Here is a 16244-nt window from a genome sequence, read left to right as displayed (position 1 = left end):
TTAGCGCCCTTTCTTCTTGGCGTGCCTGCTGCGGATAATCAGCTTTTGGCTTGCCTTGTTCTTGTCGCGGGTGCGACGGCCCTTGGTGTCCTTACCCCATGGCGTAACAGGTGTACGACCACCGGAGGTCCGGCCTTCACCACCACCGTGGGGGTGATCGATCGGGTTCATGGCAACACCACGTACCGATGGACGCTTGCCCATGTGGCGGACGCGGCCCGCTTTACCAAGGTTCTGGTTCGAGTTGTCGGGGTTCGATACCGCACCAACCGTTGCCATGCATTCCTGACGGACGAGGCGAAGCTCACCCGAGGACAGGCGGATCTGTGCGTAACCACCGTCACGACCAACGAATTGAGCGTAGGTGCCAGCGGCGCGGGCAATCTGGCCGCCTTTGCCGGGCTTCAACTCGATGTTGTGGACGATCGTACCGATTGGCAGGCCGCTGAACGGCATTGCGTTGCCCGGCTTGATGTCGGCTTTTGCGGAGGCAACGATCTTGTCGCCAACGCCCAGACGCTGAGGTGCCAGAACATAGTTCAGTTCACCATCTTCATAGCGCACGAGGGCGATGAATGCTGTCCGGTTCGGGTCATATTCGATCCGCTCGACTGTCGCCGGCATATCGAATTTCTTCCGCTTGAAGTCTACGATGCGATAGAGGCGCTTTGCACCACCACCAATTCTACGCGCCGTGATCCGTCCGGTGTTGTTCCGTCCGCCCTTCTTCGTCAAACCCTGCGTGAGGGCCTTGACGGGGCGTCCTTTCCAAAGCTCCGAACGGTCAATCAGTACCAGCCCACGCTGGCCCGGCGTCGTCGGCTTATACGACTTGAGTGCCATGTTCACTGTCTTCCGTTTGCTTGTAGGACAATCGCATCGCAGATGCGGAAGCCCCGATGTTATAGGCCCCCGTAGGTGCCCGACTTGATGTCCGCTCCGGGATACCCCTCACGAACAAAAACAGAGCCCCGGACGAATCCGGGGCCACTGCCGATGGGGTCTGTTAGGGGAGGCGGGGTGTGGGGTCAAGGGGCGGCAATGCTGTTGATTGGCGTTACCGTTCCATAACATGTGCCGACACGCCATCGAGTCCCGGAAACATTGAGGCTCTTGAAAACCCATACCTACGCAAAGCGTACCGTAGATCGAGTGCAACATTCGGCGCGAAAGTTAATAACTCTAACCGATCTGTGGCTTTCAGTTCTTCTCTCGGCTCGGGATGCACCGTGAAGAGCCCCATTTGCGAAACTATCCGATCGCTATAGTGATCTGGAGAGAACTTCAGCACGTGCTTGATCTCGAAGGGATCGATGTCATCGGAAGTCCGAATTGTTTTGTCCCTCGGCCTGTAGCAATAAACGCCACACATAAGGTTAGATACCGCAAACGTGGCGAAAAATAGCGCCACCATCGGATTATATGACCAATCCAAGAGCCTCGTTGGAAGTCCGTGATGTTGTGCAATTGCTAGCCACTCCAACTCTGTCTGTGGACGGGTCGTTAGAAATGGCAGCGCGGATTGCTTAAATTGCTTCAGGATACTCCGTTCATAGGAACGTAATCCAGTGTTCCCTCGCTGGATCGTCGAAAGGCGCCCCACTCCAGGTATCAGCTTATGGCTTTCGACGTCTGCCACACCTCGAAAAATCTTGCATTCTGCCGCCACACCACCGACTGCATCATGGAAGTCGGAAAAATTGTCTATTCTAGTAATTTTCAATAGAGGCTCCAGATCCAATTGGGGTCGAATGGCGTTCAATACATCATGGCACCCACTGACGCGAGAGCATTGCCAAATGCAGAATGGAAGGCTCTTCCCGATAATCGTCTACCCTACGATCAGTGCAGCCAGCGACAATCCTCACGAAAATGTCGTTCGCCACTGCAAAGCCCCCCTCGCGCAACCGTGACAAGCCTTACGCGCCTCCCTGCTCTATCCTTTGCTCCACACCCACACAGGAGCCTCCCATGACGCATCCCTCGCCCTACCTCACCCGTCGCACCCTTATGGCAAGCGCCGCCGCCGCGCCTCTTGCGGGGCTTGCAGCAACCGCCCACGCCGAAGCCCCGATGCTTGGCAACAGCTTCGCACAGCATCGCCGTTTCACCATTGGCGCATTCGAGGTCACCACCATCCTTGCAGGCACCACCCCAAGGGAGGAGCCGCAGGGCATCTTCGGCATGAACGTAGACGCCGACACCTTTGCCGAGGTCAGCGCCGCCAACTTCCTGTCCACCGAAGTCTCGCAGTTCTTCTTCACCCCCACGATGGTCAACACCGGAAACGAACTCATCTTGTTTGACGCGGGTCTGAACGCAGCGGCGACCACGGCGGCGATTGCCTCGGCGGGCTATACGCCCGATCAGGTCGATGTAGTGGTGCTGACCCACATGCACGGCGACCACTTTGGCGGGCTGATGAACGACGGCGCGCCCACCTTCGCCAACGCCCGCTATGTCACCGGCCAGACCGAGTTTGACTACTGGGCCGGAGCCGAGAATGGCGGGTTTGAAAGCAACGTACGCCCCTTCGCCGACCAGATGACCTTCATCGGGGACGGCGGCGATGTGGTGACAGGGGTAACGGGCCTGAACGCCTTTGGTCACACGCCGGGACATATGGTTTACCGACTAGAAAGCAACGGCGCTGGTCTGGCGATTTTTGCTGACCTTGCCAACCACCCGGTCTGGTCCCTGGCCCGTCCCGATTGGGAGGTGCGCTTTGACGCCGACAAGGAAGCCGCCGCCGCATCGCGCCGCAATATCCTTGGCATGATTGCCGCAGACCGTATTCCCGCCATCGGCTACCACATGCCCTTCCCCGCCACAGGCTACGTCGCGCCGGGCACGGGCGATGCGGAGTTCCATTGGGTGCCCGAGGCGGGCCAATTAGTCGGGTAAGCGCACGAAAAAGCCCCGGTCGCGCGTCCTGCGCATCGGGGCTTCCATATCGGCTACTCAGTGAGATCTCCCGCGGCCGGTTACGGCGCAGTGCCGAACCACTGTTGGCGCAGGTCCTGATACTCTCCGGCCTCCGACAACCGAAGGAGGGCGCGGTTGACCGGCTCGCGCAGGTCACTGCCCTGCGCGAAGGCGATACCGTAATCTTGGGGGCGGAACAGGCGCTCCAACAAATAAGCCTGAACCCCGGGGGACTGCGTCAGGTAATATTCCAGGATCGGCCCATCAAAGACGACGGCGTCCAGCTCCTCGGCCTCGAACGCGTCCATCAGATCAGTGAAAGTGCCGTAGCCCGTGTGGGTCACGTCACGCTCATCCAGGAACAGGCTCGCAGTGGAGCCTTGGGTCGTGCCTACCCGGCGCCCACGCAGGTCGTCTAGGGATTGGATCGAGCCGCTGATCGCCTCCACCGTGAGTGACGCCGTGATGCTTGCCACAAACAAGGACACGACGAACAGGCTAGAGACAACCATGACCACGGCCAGAAGACGTCCCAGAATGCTGCGGGGTACATTCACCTCAAACCCACCATTGATAACAAGGTTAAGCGCCCACCAGAACGACGGGAACATGGCGTCGCGTGCGTTGTCCTTGAAGTAATCCTGATGTTTGCGTTCCAGCACCCACATCAACATACCAAGCACGAACAGCATCCCAAATCCGGCAAGGATCAGGGCCAGAAGCTCCCACCGGAAAACCACGTCCCAGATGCTCGCCCCATTGGCGGCGCCCGAAACAAGGATCTTCAGGCCGCTGCCGAAGATTGGGCGGCTGAAATCGAGCAACGCCTCTCGCTCTGACGTGATCGAGATATTGGCCACCGCGCCATCGGCGTCCCCATTGGCCACACCGTCCAGCAATTGCGAGAATTCATCGACAAAAGTGAAACGCACCTCTTGGCCCATGGCGCTGGAAATCTGCCGCATCAAATCAATGCTGAAGCCCTCGGCATTGCCGTCGTCCAGATAAGAGAACGGGGGGCGGTCGATCGTCAGGAAGTGCAGGCCTTCGTCTTGCGCATGGGTCTGCCCAACGGAGAGCAAGCAAAACACAATCGCTAGGAGTGATGCGAGATAGCGCATGGGGAGGCCCTTCCTTCTTCGGTCGCCCATAATAGTTACGGCGATACCCCACCAAAGGACAATAATATACGGCAGTTCAAACCCGCGCCGTAGCTGGCGGTGCTTGGGCGAAATGAAAAACCCGCCAACCGGAAGGGCTGGCGGGTTTAAGATAGCAAATCGTGTCACAAGGGCCGTGTGATTACAGGCCAGTGCTCACGTCGATCGTGTTGCCTTCTTCCAGCGTCACATAGGCCTTTTTCACGTCCTTACGGGTGCCAAGCTGGCCCCGGAAACGCTTGACTTTGCCTTTGGTGATGGTCGTGTTCACGGCCTTCACCTTCACACCAAAGACGGCTTCAACGGCCTCTTTGATCTGTGGCTTGTTGCTGTCGATGGCCACTTCGAAGACCACGGCGCCGTTCTCAGATGCCATTGTGGTTTTCTCGGTGATCAGCGGCTTGCGGATCACGTCGTAATGTTTTGCGTCAGCGCTCATTTCAACCGAGCCTCCAGTGCTTCGACACCCGCTTTGGTGATCACGAGCGTGTCACGCTTGAGGATGTCATAGACGTTGGCGCCCATGGTTGGCAGCACATCGAGACCATCGATGTTGCGTGCCGCCTGAGCGAAGTTTGCATCCACGTCCGAGCCGTCGATGATCAACGCGCGCTTCCAACCCATCTCTTTGACCTGTTTGGCCAGAGCAGAGGTTTTGGCGTCGTCCATCGCGATGGACTCGATGATGACCAAACGGCCTTCCGCGGCTTTAGCGGACAGCGCGTGGCGCAGACCCAGCTTGCGGAACTTCTTGGTCAGCTCGTGGCCGTGGCTACGGGGCGTTGGGCCCTTGTAGACACCGCCCCCACGGAAGATCGGTGCAGAACGCGCGCCGTGGCGAGCGCCGCCGGTGCCTTTCTGGCGATAGATCTTCTTGGTGGAGTAGCTAACCTCGCGGCGCGTTTTCACCTTGTGCGTACCGGCTTGTGCGTTGTTACGCTGCCAGCGGACGACACGGTGCAGGATATCGGCGCGTGGCTCCAGCCCGAACAGGGCCTCGTCCAGGTCGACCGAGCCGGCTTTGGCGCCGTCAAGTTTGATAACGTCGACTTTCATATCATTCACCGTCCTTCTGTTCTGCATCGCCAGCAGGTGCGTCAGCCTCAGCGGCCTCCATCGCTGCTTGCTCAGCGGCGGCGGCTTCAGCGGCTGCTGCTGCTTCTTCAGCTGCGGCTGCTGCGGCGGCCTCTTCGGCTGCTTTTGCGGCTTCTTCAGCGGCGGAACGCAGGGCTGCGGGCAGAATGGCGTTCTCAGGGAATGCCTTCTTGACCGCGTCCTTGACTGTCACCCAACCACCTTTGGAGCCTGGAACGGCGCCTTTGATCATGATCAAGCCGCGATCCGTGTCCGTGCGCACAACCTGAAGGTTTTGCGTGGTAACACGTGCCGCACCCATGTGACCTGCCATCTTCTTACCTTTGAAGACGCGGCCGGGATCCTGACACTGACCTGTAGAGCCGTGCGAACGGTGAGAGATCGACACACCGTGCGTTGCACGCAGGCCGCCGAAGTTGTGCCGCTTCATGGCACCGGCAAAGCCTTTACCAATCGAGGTGCCCGTGACGTCCACGAACTGACCTTCAAAGTAATGATCGGCGATGATTTCTTCGCCAACTTCGATCAGGTTTTCAGCATCGACGCGGAATTCCACAAGCTTGCGCTTGGGCTCTACGTTGGCCTTTGCGAAGTGACCGCGCATAGGCGCAGACGTCCGCTTGGCTTTTGCTGTGCCTGCACCGAGCTGAACGGCTGTATAGCCATCCGTGTCAGTGGTTTTCTTGGCCACAACCTGAACTTTTTCCATCTGAAGAACGGTCACAGGAATCTGCTTGCCGTCTTCCATGAAGAGGCGGGTCATCCCGACCTTCTTCGCGATTACACCAGAGCGCAACATGTTCAGTAGCCCTCCTTAAACCTTGATCTCGACATCCACACCAGCGGCGAGGTCGAGCTTCATCAGCGCGTCCACGGTCTGGGGGGTCGGATCAACAATGTCCAAAAGACGCTTGTGCGTACGGATTTCCCACTGATCGCGGGACTTCTTGTCCACGTGCGGGCCACGGAGAACCGTGAACTTTTCGATCTTGTTGGGAAGCGGGATGGGTCCGCGAACCTGTGCGCCTGTGCGCTTTGCGGTGTTCACGATTTCCTGCGTGGAAGCATCGAGAACCCGGTAGTCAAACGCCTTAAGGCGAATGCGGATGTTCTGGCTAACTGCCATGTGACATCACCCTTTAGTTAGGGCCTAGATCGGAGAGGAGGACCGGCGCTCATCGCAAACCCTCATCGCGTCTGTCGCACCAGAGGTGCGCGTAGATAGTTTCTGACCAACAAAAGAGGGCGCGCACTCGGCGCACCCCGTTGGATAGCGCGCGTATAGGCGGAGTCGCGAGGGCTGGCAAGGGGTCTGTGCACCGCGCACTACTTTTCGCGCCGACGCGGAAATCCCCAGAGTGGCCCACGGAGGATCAACCAATCATTAAGAGTTCTCTGCCAGCCTGTCTCCACTTGGATAGGAGCCAGAATGGAACCTCAAACAAAGCTGGGAACAGCCGCCTTAACCAAATTCGCCTATGAAGGGGTCGACCTTATCCCCTTCCGGGATGAACTTGCCGCCCTGACCGCCCATGCGCAAACCCGTGCCGGAGCCTTGATGGACCTTTCCACGGTCGAGCAATTGCTTGGCAATCGGGCCGAAGGGTTGGAACATCAGGCAGAGGCGCTGTCATCATGCCGGGTGTTTCGAACCCATCGAAGCAAGGCTCCGCGCAAAACGCTTTTGGTCTATGCAGCGTCCCTACATATGGGCGGCAACACCCCTATAGAGTTCCTACTTCATAACGACACCTTTGATGTGGTCACTTTCTACCCGGATCTTGACGACTCCAACCTGCAAGTTCCGCCTCGCCACGACGTCGCCTTCTGCGCAGCGCCTGCCGATGGGGCAGATGCTGACAAGTTCTTCGCCACCGTACGCGCCATCAGCGCCCTTAGCGACACGACCGTAATCAACCTGCCCCCAATTCTCGTAAAGCCCAAGCGCGATCTCCTCCCCGATCTTTTCGCTGACGTGCCCGGGCTGCATCTGCCCCAAACGGCGCTCTGGGCCCGCCATGACCTGACCCTGGCGTTGAGGGAGGGCGATCATGATTGGGGTGGCATTGGCAGCTATCCCTTCGTGGTGCGCCCTGAAGGCTCCCATGCCGGGCACGGTTTGCGGAAGATCGAGACCCGCAAAGATTTCCTGAGCTACCTCTCCGACCGGCCCGAAAAAGCGTTCTATGTAAGCGAATTCATTGACTACGCCTCGCCCACCGATAGGTGTTTCCGTAAGTACCGCATCATCGTCATCGACGGAAAAGCCTATCCATGTCACATGGCAGTCTCGGATCAGTGGAATGTCTGGTACATGAACGCGAACATGGCCGCCTCCGAAGAAAAGCGCCAAGAGGAAGCCGCGTTCATGGCTGGGTTCGCGACGGGCATCGGGAAGCGCCACGCAGCGACTTTTGAGCTTCTGGCAGCTGCCCTTGGTCTGGACTATTTCGGCATTGATTGCGCCGAGGACGCGGCGGGCAACCTGATCCTCTTTGAGGCAGACAACGCATTGATCGTCCACGACATGGATTGCGAGCGCACCTTTCCCTACAAGAAGGCCCCCATGAACCGCGTTTTCGCGGCGTTTGAAACCCTGTTGTTGTCGCGGTGCACAAAGCAACCGACCGCCGAGGCCGCGCCGCCGGTTGAACCTTCAGTCCGCCACTGAGAAAGCCGCCTGACTGCGGCGGACTTCTCAGGGAAGCAGGTCACGGCTTATCCGCCGCGGCGCGTCCTTTTTGGAGGCGTATTGCCGTGTGGTGAGGGGCCCTCCGGGGGGAGGTGTATTTGCCAAGATGAAGGGAGAGGCGGTGCGTGCCGTTTGGGGGGAGGCATGGAACAAGGCCCCCGCTTTTGGCGAGGGCCGTCCCAGCTTCAACGGTGTGGGCCGGCTTGTTTAGCTTCAGCAAGAGCGCCTTTTCCCGCCGCTGTTCAAAACCCTCGACGGCCCTTCCATGAAAAAGGCCGCCCGGTTCGGGGCGGCCTTTTCTATTTCTACCGGGTGATGCCTCGGGCTCTCGTGATCTTTTGGTTTCCAAAAGACACTGCCACCCAAGGCCCACTCCGCAGACTTTTCTTAGGAAAAGTCGCGGTTACTCGATGATCTTCGCAACAACACCAGCACCAACGGTCCGGCCACCTTCACGGATGGCAAAGCGCAGGCCGTCTTCCATCGCGATTGGGGCGATCAGCTCAACGTTGAACTTCAGGTTGTCGCCCGGCATCACCATCTCGGTGCCCGCTGGGAGCTCAACCGTGCCCGTTACGTCCGTGGTACGGAAGTAGAACTGAGGACGGTAGTTGGCGAAGAACGGCGTGTGACGGCCACCCTCTTCCTTGGTCAGGATATACGCCTCGGCTTCGAACTTCGTGTGCGGCTTGACAGAACCCGGCTTGCAGAGAATCTGCCCGCGCTCAACGCCCTCACGGTCAACACCACGCAGCAGCGCGCCGATGTTGTCGCCCGCCTCACCACGGTCCAGAAGCTTGCGGAACATTTCAACGCCCGTGCAAGTCGTCTTGGTGGTGTCGCGGATGCCCACGATCTCGATTTCTTCGCCGACGTTGATCACGCCACGCTCAACACGACCGGTCACAACCGTGCCACGGCCAGAGATCGAGAACACGTCTTCGATCGGCATCAGGAACGGCTGGTCCACGGCGCGCGCGGGCGTCGGGATGTAATCGTCCACAGCCGCCATCAGCTTGGCGATGGAGTCTTTGCCGATCGCATCGTCGCGGTCTTCCAGAGCGGCCAGAGCCGAACCAGGGATCACAGGAATGTCGTCGCCAGGGTACTCGTAGGAAGACAGCAGTTCGCGGATTTCCATTTCCACGAGCTCCAGCAGCTCCTCGTCGTCAACCTGGTCAACTTTGTTCATGTAAACAACCATGTACGGAATGCCGACCTGACGACCGAGCAGGATGTGCTCGCGCGTCTGGGGCATAGGACCGTCAGCGGCGTTAACCACCAAGATCGCGCCGTCCATCTGAGCCGCACCGGTGATCATGTTCTTCACATAGTCAGCGTGGCCTGGGCAGTCTACGTGCGCGTAATGACGGGTCTCCGTCTCGTACTCAACGTGCGCCGTCGAGATGGTGATCCCGCGCGCTTTCTCTTCGGGCGCACCGTCAATCTCGTCATACGCGCGGAAGTCACCAAACTGCTTGGTGATCGCCGCCGTCAGCGTCGTCTTGCCGTGGTCAACGTGACCAATCGTGCCGATGTTCACATGCGGCTTAGAGCGTTCAAACTTTTCCTTTGCCATGGGATGGCCTCCTTAATTTGATCTCGGGCGCGAGGGCCCAGTTGGGTGGGGCGGGCGGACGATCCGCCCCGCCACTTAGGCGTATTTCGCTTGGATCTCGTCCGAGATGTTCTGCGGAACGGGTTCGTAGTGATCGAACTGCATCGAGAACTGCGCGCGGCCCGAAGACATGGAACGCAGGGTGTTGATGTAGCCGAACATGTTGGCCAGCGGAACAAAGGCGTCGATCGCGATGGCATTGCCGCGCGTATCTTGACCCTGAACCTGACCACGACGCGATGTGAGGTCGCCGATGATACCACCGGTGTAATCCTCTGGCGTAATGACCTCGACCTTCATGATAGGCTCGAGCAGCTTGGCGCCCGCTTTCCGCATCCCTTCACGCATACCCATGCGGGATGCGATTTCAAATGCGAGAACCGAGGAGTCAACGTCGTGGAACTTACCGTCCAGCAGTTGCACCTTGAAGTCGATCACGGGGAAGCCCGCAAGCGGACCGCTGTCCATGACGGACTTGATGCCCTTCTCGACGCCGGGGATGTATTCTTTTGGAACAGCACCACCAACGATCTTGGATTCGAACGAGTAACCTTCGCCCGGCTCCGTTGGAGAGATGAGCAGTTTGACTTCAGCGTACTGACCCGAACCACCCGACTGTTTCTTGTGGGTGTAGGTATGCTCGACTTCGTGGCCGATCGTCTCACGGTAAGCCACCTGAGGCGCACCGATGTTGGCTTCAACCTTGAACTCACGCTTCATGCGATCGACGAGAATGTCGAGGTGGAGTTCGCCCATACCACGCATAATGGTCTGGCCGGATTCCAAATCAGTCTCAACGCGGAAAGAGGGGTCTTCTGCCGACAAGCGCTGAAGCGCCATCGCCATTTTCTCTTGGTCCGCTTTCGTCTTGGGCTCAACGGCGATCTCGATCACTGGATCGGGGAACGTCATCGTTTCCAGAACAACGGGGTCGTTCTTGTCGCAAAGCGTGTCACCGGTCGTCGTGTTCTTCAGGCCACCCAACGCGATGATGTCGCCGGCGAATGCCTCTTCGATCTCTTCGCGGTTGTTGGAGTGCATCATCATCATTCGACCAACGCGCTCGTTGTTGCCTTTGGTCGAGTTGATCATGTTGTCGCCCTTGCGCAGCTGACCGGAGTAGATCCGGACAAAGGTCAAGGAGCCCACGAAGGGGTCGTTCATGATTTTGAACGCCAGGCCCGAGAAGGCCATGTCGTCGTCGGCACGGCGAGCGATGTTCCGAACTTCTTCTTCGTCGCCGGGCTTAAAGCCCATGTAGTCAACCACATCGAGCGGGCTCGGCAGGTAGTCAACAACAGCGTTCAGCAGGGGCTGCACGCCTTTGTTCTTGAATGCGGAACCGCCCAGAACGGGAACGAATGCCATGGCGAGCGTGCCCTTACGCAGCAAGGCGCGCAGGGTTGGAACGTCGGGCTCGGTGCCTTCCATCAGGTAGGCTTCCATCGCGTCGTCGTCTTGCTCGACGGCGGCTTCGATCATCTTCGCACGCCATTCGTTGGCCATGTCTTGGAGCTCGGCGCGGATCGGCGCCTTCACCCAGGACGCGCCAAGGTCTTCACCCTGCCACAGCCACTCTTCCATGGTCACGAGGTCAACCAGGCCTTCCAGCTCCGTCTCGGCGCCGATTGGCACGCCGACGGGGATGGCGCGGGCGCCAGTGCGGTCTTCGATCATGTGAACGCAGTTGAAGAAGTCCGCGCCGATCTTGTCCATCTTGTTGACGAACACCATCCGAGGAACTTTGTAGCGGTCGGCCTGACGCCAAACCGTTTCAGTCTGAGGCTCAACACCGGCGTTCGCGTCCAGCACGCAAACCGCGCCGTCGAGAACGGCCAAGGAACGCTCAACCTCAATGGTGAAGTCAACGTGGCCGGGGGTGTCGATGATGTTCAGACGGTGCTTTTCAGAATCGGCTTCGGTGCCGTTTTCTGTCCGCTCCCAGAACGTGGTGGTCGCAGCGGAGGTGATCGTGATGCCACGCTCCTGCTCCTGCTCCATCCAGTCCATCGTGGCTGCACCATCGTGCACCTCACCGATGTTGTGGGATTTACCTGTGTAATACAGAATCCGCTCGGAACAGGTTGTTTTGCCCGCATCAATGTGGGCCATAATTCCGAAGTTACGGTAGCGCTCGAGAGGATAATCGCGTGCCATGGGTTGTCCTAAGACTAAAGTTTAAACGGGGAAGCGGCCCCCGGTTGGGGCCGCCTGATCGCTTGTCAGCGCCGGGATGAACCGGCGCCGAATTATTACCAGCGGTAGTGGCTGAACGCGCGGTTGGCGTCGGCCATCTTGTGGGTGTCTTCGCGCTTTTTAACGGCGGAACCACGCATGTTGACCGCATCAACCAGCTCACCGGCCAGACGCTCTTCCATGGTGTTCTCGTTCCGGGCGCGGGACGCGTTGATCAACCAACGGATGGCCAATGCTTCGCGGCGCTCGGGGCGCACATCAACGGGCACCTGATAGGTGGCACCACCCACACGGCGGGAGCGGACTTCCACGGCGGGTTTGATGTTTTCAAGCGCTTCGTGGAAAACTTCCACGGGGGCGCGCTTCAACTTGCCTTCAACACGATCGAAGGCGTTGTAAACAATCCGCTCAGCGACGGACTTTTTGCCGTCGATCATCAGGTTGTTCATGAATTTGGTCAGGACCATATCGCCAAATTTGGCGTCTGGCAGAACCTGGCGTTTCTCGGCGGCGTGACGACGTGACATCTGCTGCTCTCCTTATTTGGGGCGCTTGGCGCCGTACTTCGAACGACGCTGGCGGCGGTCTTTAACGCCTTGCGTGTCGAGTACACCGCGCAGGATGTGGTAACGCACACCGGGAAGGTCTTTTACTCGACCGCCACGGATCAGAACCACAGAGTGCTCCTGAAGGTTGTGGCTTTCACCGGGGATGTAGCTGATGACCTCGAAGCCGTTCGTCAGACGAACCTTCGCAACTTTCCGCATAGCCGAGTTCGGCTTCTTTGGAGTCGTTGTATAAACACGTGTGCAGACGCCGCGCTTCTGCGGGCAGCCTTCCATGTGCTGAGACTTGGAGCGTTTTACTTTAGGCTGCCGCGGCTTGCGGATCAGCTGTTGGATCGTTGGCATGGGGTCTCCCCGGTTTGCTCATCTTTATGTCTGGTGTCCCATGCGTGGCCAAACCACATAGACAACACCAAAACCGCGTGGTCCCTTCCCTACCTGGAGGACGCCGCGGAGGAATTTCCAGAGGATCAAGGCGCTTAAATTGCCCGGATCGTGGCCACTCAGAACTGTAGTTTGGCATTACGGGACACGAGTTGCGTCCTAGCCAGATGCGCGCCGTATAGGTGGAGTCGCCTACCCTGTCAACAGCGCCACCCGTTCAAGCGGTCAGGCCGTGCCATTCAGCTTCGAACCGGGGCAAATCAATCGCAAAGCGCCGCTGGATCAGCGGGGCGATGTCCTCGGCCTTCATGGGAATTGGCTGTCCGGCCCCGAAAGGGGTTTTCGCATCGTTATGGGCGTGATCGCCGCGTATGAACATTACGCTATCGGTCAAGTTCACAAACGGCACCCGTGCCCAGATTTTGTGATGGGGAAAGTCCATGATGATCGCCTCATCATCGGGCTTCAGATAGATCGCCAGCCCCGCTGACCAGCAATGGGTATTAAGCACATGGGGCTTGATCGTGCCGTCACCCTGCGCCTCCAACACCATGCCTTTGCCGTGGTCCAAGGCCACTCGGCCGTGGAAGTTCGCTAAGCGCGCGACCTTGCCCCAACTGCGCCGAAGCTGCTGCACGTAGTCCACCGCGACAGCGTCGTCATCGTCCAGCCGGAACTCGGCCACCACGGCCCGCGAACCATCGCGGCCACCCCACATCACATCGCGGCATATCGCCCGGTGATCGCCCGGCTCTCGCCAGTGGGCCTGTACCTGAGGCACATCGGCAATCGCGGCTTCCACACGGGACCGCCACGGATCAGGAAAGTCCTCTCCCAACAACAGATGAAGCGTGAAATCCTTGTCGGTTTGCGCCCGTAGGGGCGGCAGAAAGATATGCTCGAACCACAGCGTCCGCTCGTCCAACCGCTTGGGCGCGTAAAGCGCGGCTCGCCGGTCCTCTAGGCTTTCGTGGTACTTCTTGAAGCCCCCGGTGCAAGGGAACGAGAAGCGGCACAGCCCTTGGATTTGCACACCTTCAGCCAAGGGTTTGCCTCCTTGATAAGCGCTGTTCGCGGATCAGCGTGTAGATGCCCGTAGCTACCACGATCAATGCACCACAAAGGGCGAGGCCATTGGGCCATTCGCTAAAGATCACCAATCCAAGGATCAGCGCGAACACCAACGCCGAGTATCGGAACGGCGCCACGACCGAGACTTCGCCCACTCGCATCACAAGTATCGAGAAGACGTATCCCCCGATAATCAGAACCGAGGCCAGCATAAGCAACACAAGGCTATAGCCGTCAAACGCAACCCAAGCCTCACGCGTGGAAAGCACGCCGCCCACAAGGCTGACCGCGAAGGCGGTGATGACAGCGACGCCCATGGAGGGCACGTCATCGCTAAACCCACGGGTGACCAGATCCCGGCCCGTGACCAAGACGACCGCCACCAAAGCCCACAGGGAATGGGCGTTGAAGCCATCCGTGCCGGGCTGCACGATCATCAATACCCCCACCGCGCCGATCAAGGTCGCAGTGATCCTGCGCCAGCCCAAAGGCTCGCCAAAAAACACGGCAGCGCCGACAGTGATGGACAGGGGCAAGGCCGCAAGGATCGCGGTGGCGTTTGCGATGGGCATGTTCACCAAAGCCGACAGGAACGCGACCATCGAGCCGATTTCGAAGAAGGTGCGCAGGGCCACGCGGGGCCGGTCGGCGCGGGGGATGCGCAGGCTAAGACCACCAAAGGCATAGGCCGTGGCCGCCATCAGAGCCGTCGTCAACAGGCCCCGGATCAGCACGAACTGGAACAGAGGCACATCTTCGGTGATGAGCTTCACCACAGCGTCGTTCATGGTGAACGACGCCATGCTGGCCATCATCAGGCACGCACCCTTCAGGTTGGGTGTCATTCGTCGCCGCCCACATCCGGTTGGTCCATATCCGCCCGCGCCTCTGCGGCCAGTTGCCGGGCCATGCCGGAGCCCTCTTCTTGCAGCTTTTTCATCATCGGAAGCAGCCGCTTGGGGTTCAGGCCAAAGCGTTCGCGAAACAACTTACGGGCCTGCCAATCGGGCAATTGCCGTGCGCCGGGCGGAATGGACCGGTCGCTATCGTTGTGTCCGTGAAGCGTGCGCACAAACATATATTCGTGGGGATCAATCCAGCATCGCGCGTTGCAGGCCAGCTTTCGATGGTTCCAGCGGTAGATGTTATGTTGGCTGTCAGGATGGTGGATCATTGCTGCCGCAAGGCCCAAAGGCTGCGGCTCGGAGTAATCCCAGAACTGATCCTCATCGCGTTTCATGTCCCAGTAAATGCCCCGATGGAAGCATACGGCCGCAGGCACCTCGGCGGTGGCCCACCCAAGCTTGATCAGGTTGTCGGAAATCTCTCTCGTGCGCTCGATGTAATCAATGCCCACGGCGTCATCGTCATCGAGCCTGAACCCGGTGATGAAGTCTGCTTCCTCCTCGTCCAAGCCACGCCGGAAGGCCCGCCGGGTAGAGTTGAGGGGCCCCGCGGCTTCAAGCGTCGCAATGCGCAGGAAAGGGTACTTTTCGGCCAACCGTTTCAGGCGTTTGCGGAAATGGAACGGCATCGTGTCAGCGATCAACGCGACAAGGGTGAAGTCGGGGTCGGTTTGCACGGCCAAGGACGGCAAACAAATGTTTTCGAAATACGCGAAACGGCGCTGCATCCGGCCCGGCGCGTAAAGCACTTTGGCCGCCTCCTCTGCCCCGCCCTTCAAGGTGCGAAAGCCCGCATCGCCCAAATACGAGAAGCGGCACACGCCGATGATCTTGTTCACTGCACTCATAAAATGCCCCTACCCGGCCGTTACGGCAGAAGTTAGGCGAATTGTTCGCTTTGGGGAATCCCCTGTAACCTAGTCGAAGGCTTGGCGCAGAAAGCCGGCAACGGATTTCTCTGAGATCTCAGCCAGATTGTGCAACTTCAAATGCCTGCGCGCCTCGCCTTTGCCTTGCAGTAACCCGAGGGGATCATCGAAGTTGGCCCCATCGGAAAACTCGACCGACAGATGTTCCTTGTAGATAAACACGCCCCCCACAAAGCGCTTCGGCGCTGTGGGGTTGGGGACGAAAACCTCTCCGCCATATTTGGAGACACACTCAACCTCGGGTGCAATGTCGCGTGCGAGGGCTTTCACTGCCTCAGCCACCTGCGCCAACTCATCCATGATCGTCTCCGACCGTGGTCCAAACCGCCATCTCGGTGCCGCCTGGTTCCCGGAACTGGAACCGGCGCCCGCCGGGGAATTCAAAGATGTCTTTCGTGATCTCGGCCCCTGCGGCCTTTACGCGGTCCAGCATGGCTTCCAGATCATCGGCCTTGAGAACCGGCAATGGGGCGCGAGTTGCGCCGCGTTCGATCCCGCCGCCAAGGCCCGCGCCTTGGATGTCTTTGTAGTCGGGGCCGTAGTCGATGTAGGTCCAGCCGAAAGCCTTGGTGAAGAATTCTTGCGTCTTCTCCACCTCAGGCGAGGTGAATTCTATATAGTCGATGGGGGGATTTTGGTCGCTGGCCATGGGAGTCTCCGGGAAGGAACATTTCAAGAACTTTAACAGCCCCTCGCCCCATTT

At 59.0% G+C, this 16244-nt stretch carries 18 protein-coding genes; 2 read left to right on the top strand and 16 right to left on the bottom strand.

What is annotated here, in order from left to right; translation table 11 throughout:
* Together rplB and K3728_02630 are read right to left on the bottom strand one after the other, a co-directional pair.
* Positions 1-843 (bottom strand): 50S ribosomal protein L2, encoded by an 843-nt coding sequence (rplB, locus tag K3728_02635; GenBank protein ID UWQ97418.1) that lies wholly within the window; start codon positions 841-843, stop codon positions 1-3.
* Positions 844-1057: 214 nt separating this feature from the next.
* Positions 1058-1762 carry an FRG domain-containing protein gene (locus K3728_02630; GenBank protein UWQ96160.1) on the bottom strand — a complete coding sequence of 235 codons (705 nt, stop codon included), beginning with the start codon at positions 1760-1762 and terminating at the stop codon, positions 1058-1060.
* A 209-nt stretch (positions 1763-1971) separates the two neighbouring features.
* Between K3728_02630 and K3728_02625 the strand changes: the two genes are divergently transcribed.
* The gene (locus K3728_02625; protein ID UWQ96159.1) at positions 1972-2904 is read left to right on the top strand and encodes an MBL fold metallo-hydrolase; all 933 of its coding nucleotides are present in this window, start codon (positions 1972-1974) and stop codon (positions 2902-2904) included.
* A gap of 80 nt (positions 2905-2984) precedes the next feature.
* Here K3728_02625 and K3728_02620 read toward each other — a convergent pair whose 3' ends face one another.
* From K3728_02620 to rpsJ, 5 genes are all read right to left on the bottom strand, one after another.
* The gene (locus K3728_02620; protein ID UWQ96158.1) at positions 2985-4046 is read right to left on the bottom strand and encodes a transporter substrate-binding domain-containing protein; all 1062 of its coding nucleotides are present in this window, start codon (positions 4044-4046) and stop codon (positions 2985-2987) included.
* 181 nt (positions 4047-4227) lie between these two features.
* Complete coding sequence (locus K3728_02615) at positions 4228-4524, bottom strand: 50S ribosomal protein L23 (protein UWQ96157.1); 297 nt, start codon at positions 4522-4524, stop codon at positions 4228-4230.
* The gene (rplD, locus tag K3728_02610; protein UWQ96156.1) at positions 4521-5141 is read right to left on the bottom strand and encodes a 50S ribosomal protein L4; all 621 of its coding nucleotides are present in this window, start codon (positions 5139-5141) and stop codon (positions 4521-4523) included. The genes K3728_02615 and rplD overlap by 4 nt, the downstream gene beginning before the upstream one ends.
* A 1-nt stretch (position 5142) precedes the next feature.
* Positions 5143-5979 carry a 50S ribosomal protein L3 gene (gene rplC, locus K3728_02605; GenBank protein ID UWQ96155.1) on the bottom strand — a complete coding sequence of 279 codons (837 nt, stop codon included), beginning with the start codon at positions 5977-5979 and terminating at the stop codon, positions 5143-5145.
* Positions 5980-5994: 15 nt separating this feature from the next.
* Positions 5995-6306, bottom strand: a complete 312-nt coding sequence (gene rpsJ, locus K3728_02600; GenBank protein UWQ96154.1) for a 30S ribosomal protein S10 — start codon at positions 6304-6306, stop codon at positions 5995-5997.
* Positions 6307-6609: 303 nt separating this feature from the next.
* Between rpsJ and K3728_02595 the strand changes: the two genes are divergently transcribed.
* Entirely contained in the window at positions 6610-7851 is a 1242-nt protein-coding gene (locus K3728_02595; protein UWQ96153.1) for a hypothetical protein, read from the top strand.
* 424 nt (positions 7852-8275) lie between these two features.
* On the opposite strand, the gene tuf is transcribed toward K3728_02595, so the two are convergent.
* From tuf to K3728_02550, 9 genes are all read right to left on the bottom strand, one after another.
* Entirely contained in the window at positions 8276-9451 is a 1176-nt protein-coding gene (gene tuf, locus K3728_02590) for an elongation factor Tu (GenBank protein UWQ96152.1), read from the bottom strand.
* A 75-nt stretch (positions 9452-9526) separates the two neighbouring features.
* The gene (gene fusA, locus K3728_02585) at positions 9527-11647 is read right to left on the bottom strand and encodes an elongation factor G (GenBank protein ID UWQ96151.1); all 2121 of its coding nucleotides are present in this window, start codon (positions 11645-11647) and stop codon (positions 9527-9529) included.
* A gap of 95 nt (positions 11648-11742) precedes the next feature.
* Positions 11743-12213 (bottom strand): 30S ribosomal protein S7, encoded by a 471-nt coding sequence (gene rpsG, locus K3728_02580; GenBank protein UWQ96150.1) that lies wholly within the window; start codon positions 12211-12213, stop codon positions 11743-11745.
* Positions 12214-12225: 12 nt separating this feature from the next.
* Positions 12226-12597: a 30S ribosomal protein S12 gene (rpsL, locus tag K3728_02575; GenBank protein UWQ96149.1), complete on the bottom strand. Its 372-nt coding sequence runs from the start codon at positions 12595-12597 to the stop codon at positions 12226-12228.
* A gap of 256 nt (positions 12598-12853) precedes the next feature.
* Positions 12854-13681: a putative rhamnosyl transferase gene (locus K3728_02570; protein ID UWQ96148.1), complete on the bottom strand. Its 828-nt coding sequence runs from the start codon at positions 13679-13681 to the stop codon at positions 12854-12856.
* Positions 13674-14552, bottom strand: a complete 879-nt coding sequence (locus K3728_02565) for a DMT family transporter (protein UWQ96147.1) — start codon at positions 14550-14552, stop codon at positions 13674-13676. Before K3728_02565 ends, K3728_02570 begins: the two co-directional genes overlap by 8 nt.
* A complete protein-coding gene (locus tag K3728_02560) occupies positions 14549-15460 on the bottom strand; it encodes a putative rhamnosyl transferase (GenBank protein UWQ96146.1) in 912 nt (303 codons plus the stop codon). Before K3728_02560 ends, K3728_02565 begins: the two co-directional genes overlap by 4 nt.
* A 69-nt stretch (positions 15461-15529) precedes the next feature.
* Positions 15530-15841 carry a DUF1801 domain-containing protein gene (locus tag K3728_02555; GenBank protein ID UWQ96145.1) on the bottom strand — a complete coding sequence of 104 codons (312 nt, stop codon included), beginning with the start codon at positions 15839-15841 and terminating at the stop codon, positions 15530-15532.
* On the bottom strand, positions 15834-16190 hold the full coding sequence (locus K3728_02550; protein UWQ96144.1) for a VOC family protein: 357 nt from the start codon (positions 16188-16190) through the stop codon (positions 15834-15836). The genes K3728_02555 and K3728_02550 overlap by 8 nt, the downstream gene beginning before the upstream one ends.
* Positions 16191-16244: the final 54 nt, after the last annotated feature.

This window comes from Rhodobacteraceae bacterium M385 (assembly GCA_025141835.1).
In the GTDB taxonomy this organism is placed as follows: domain Bacteria; phylum Pseudomonadota; class Alphaproteobacteria; order Rhodobacterales; family Rhodobacteraceae; genus Gymnodinialimonas.
This window is presented reverse-complemented; position numbering and strand designations above follow the sequence as displayed.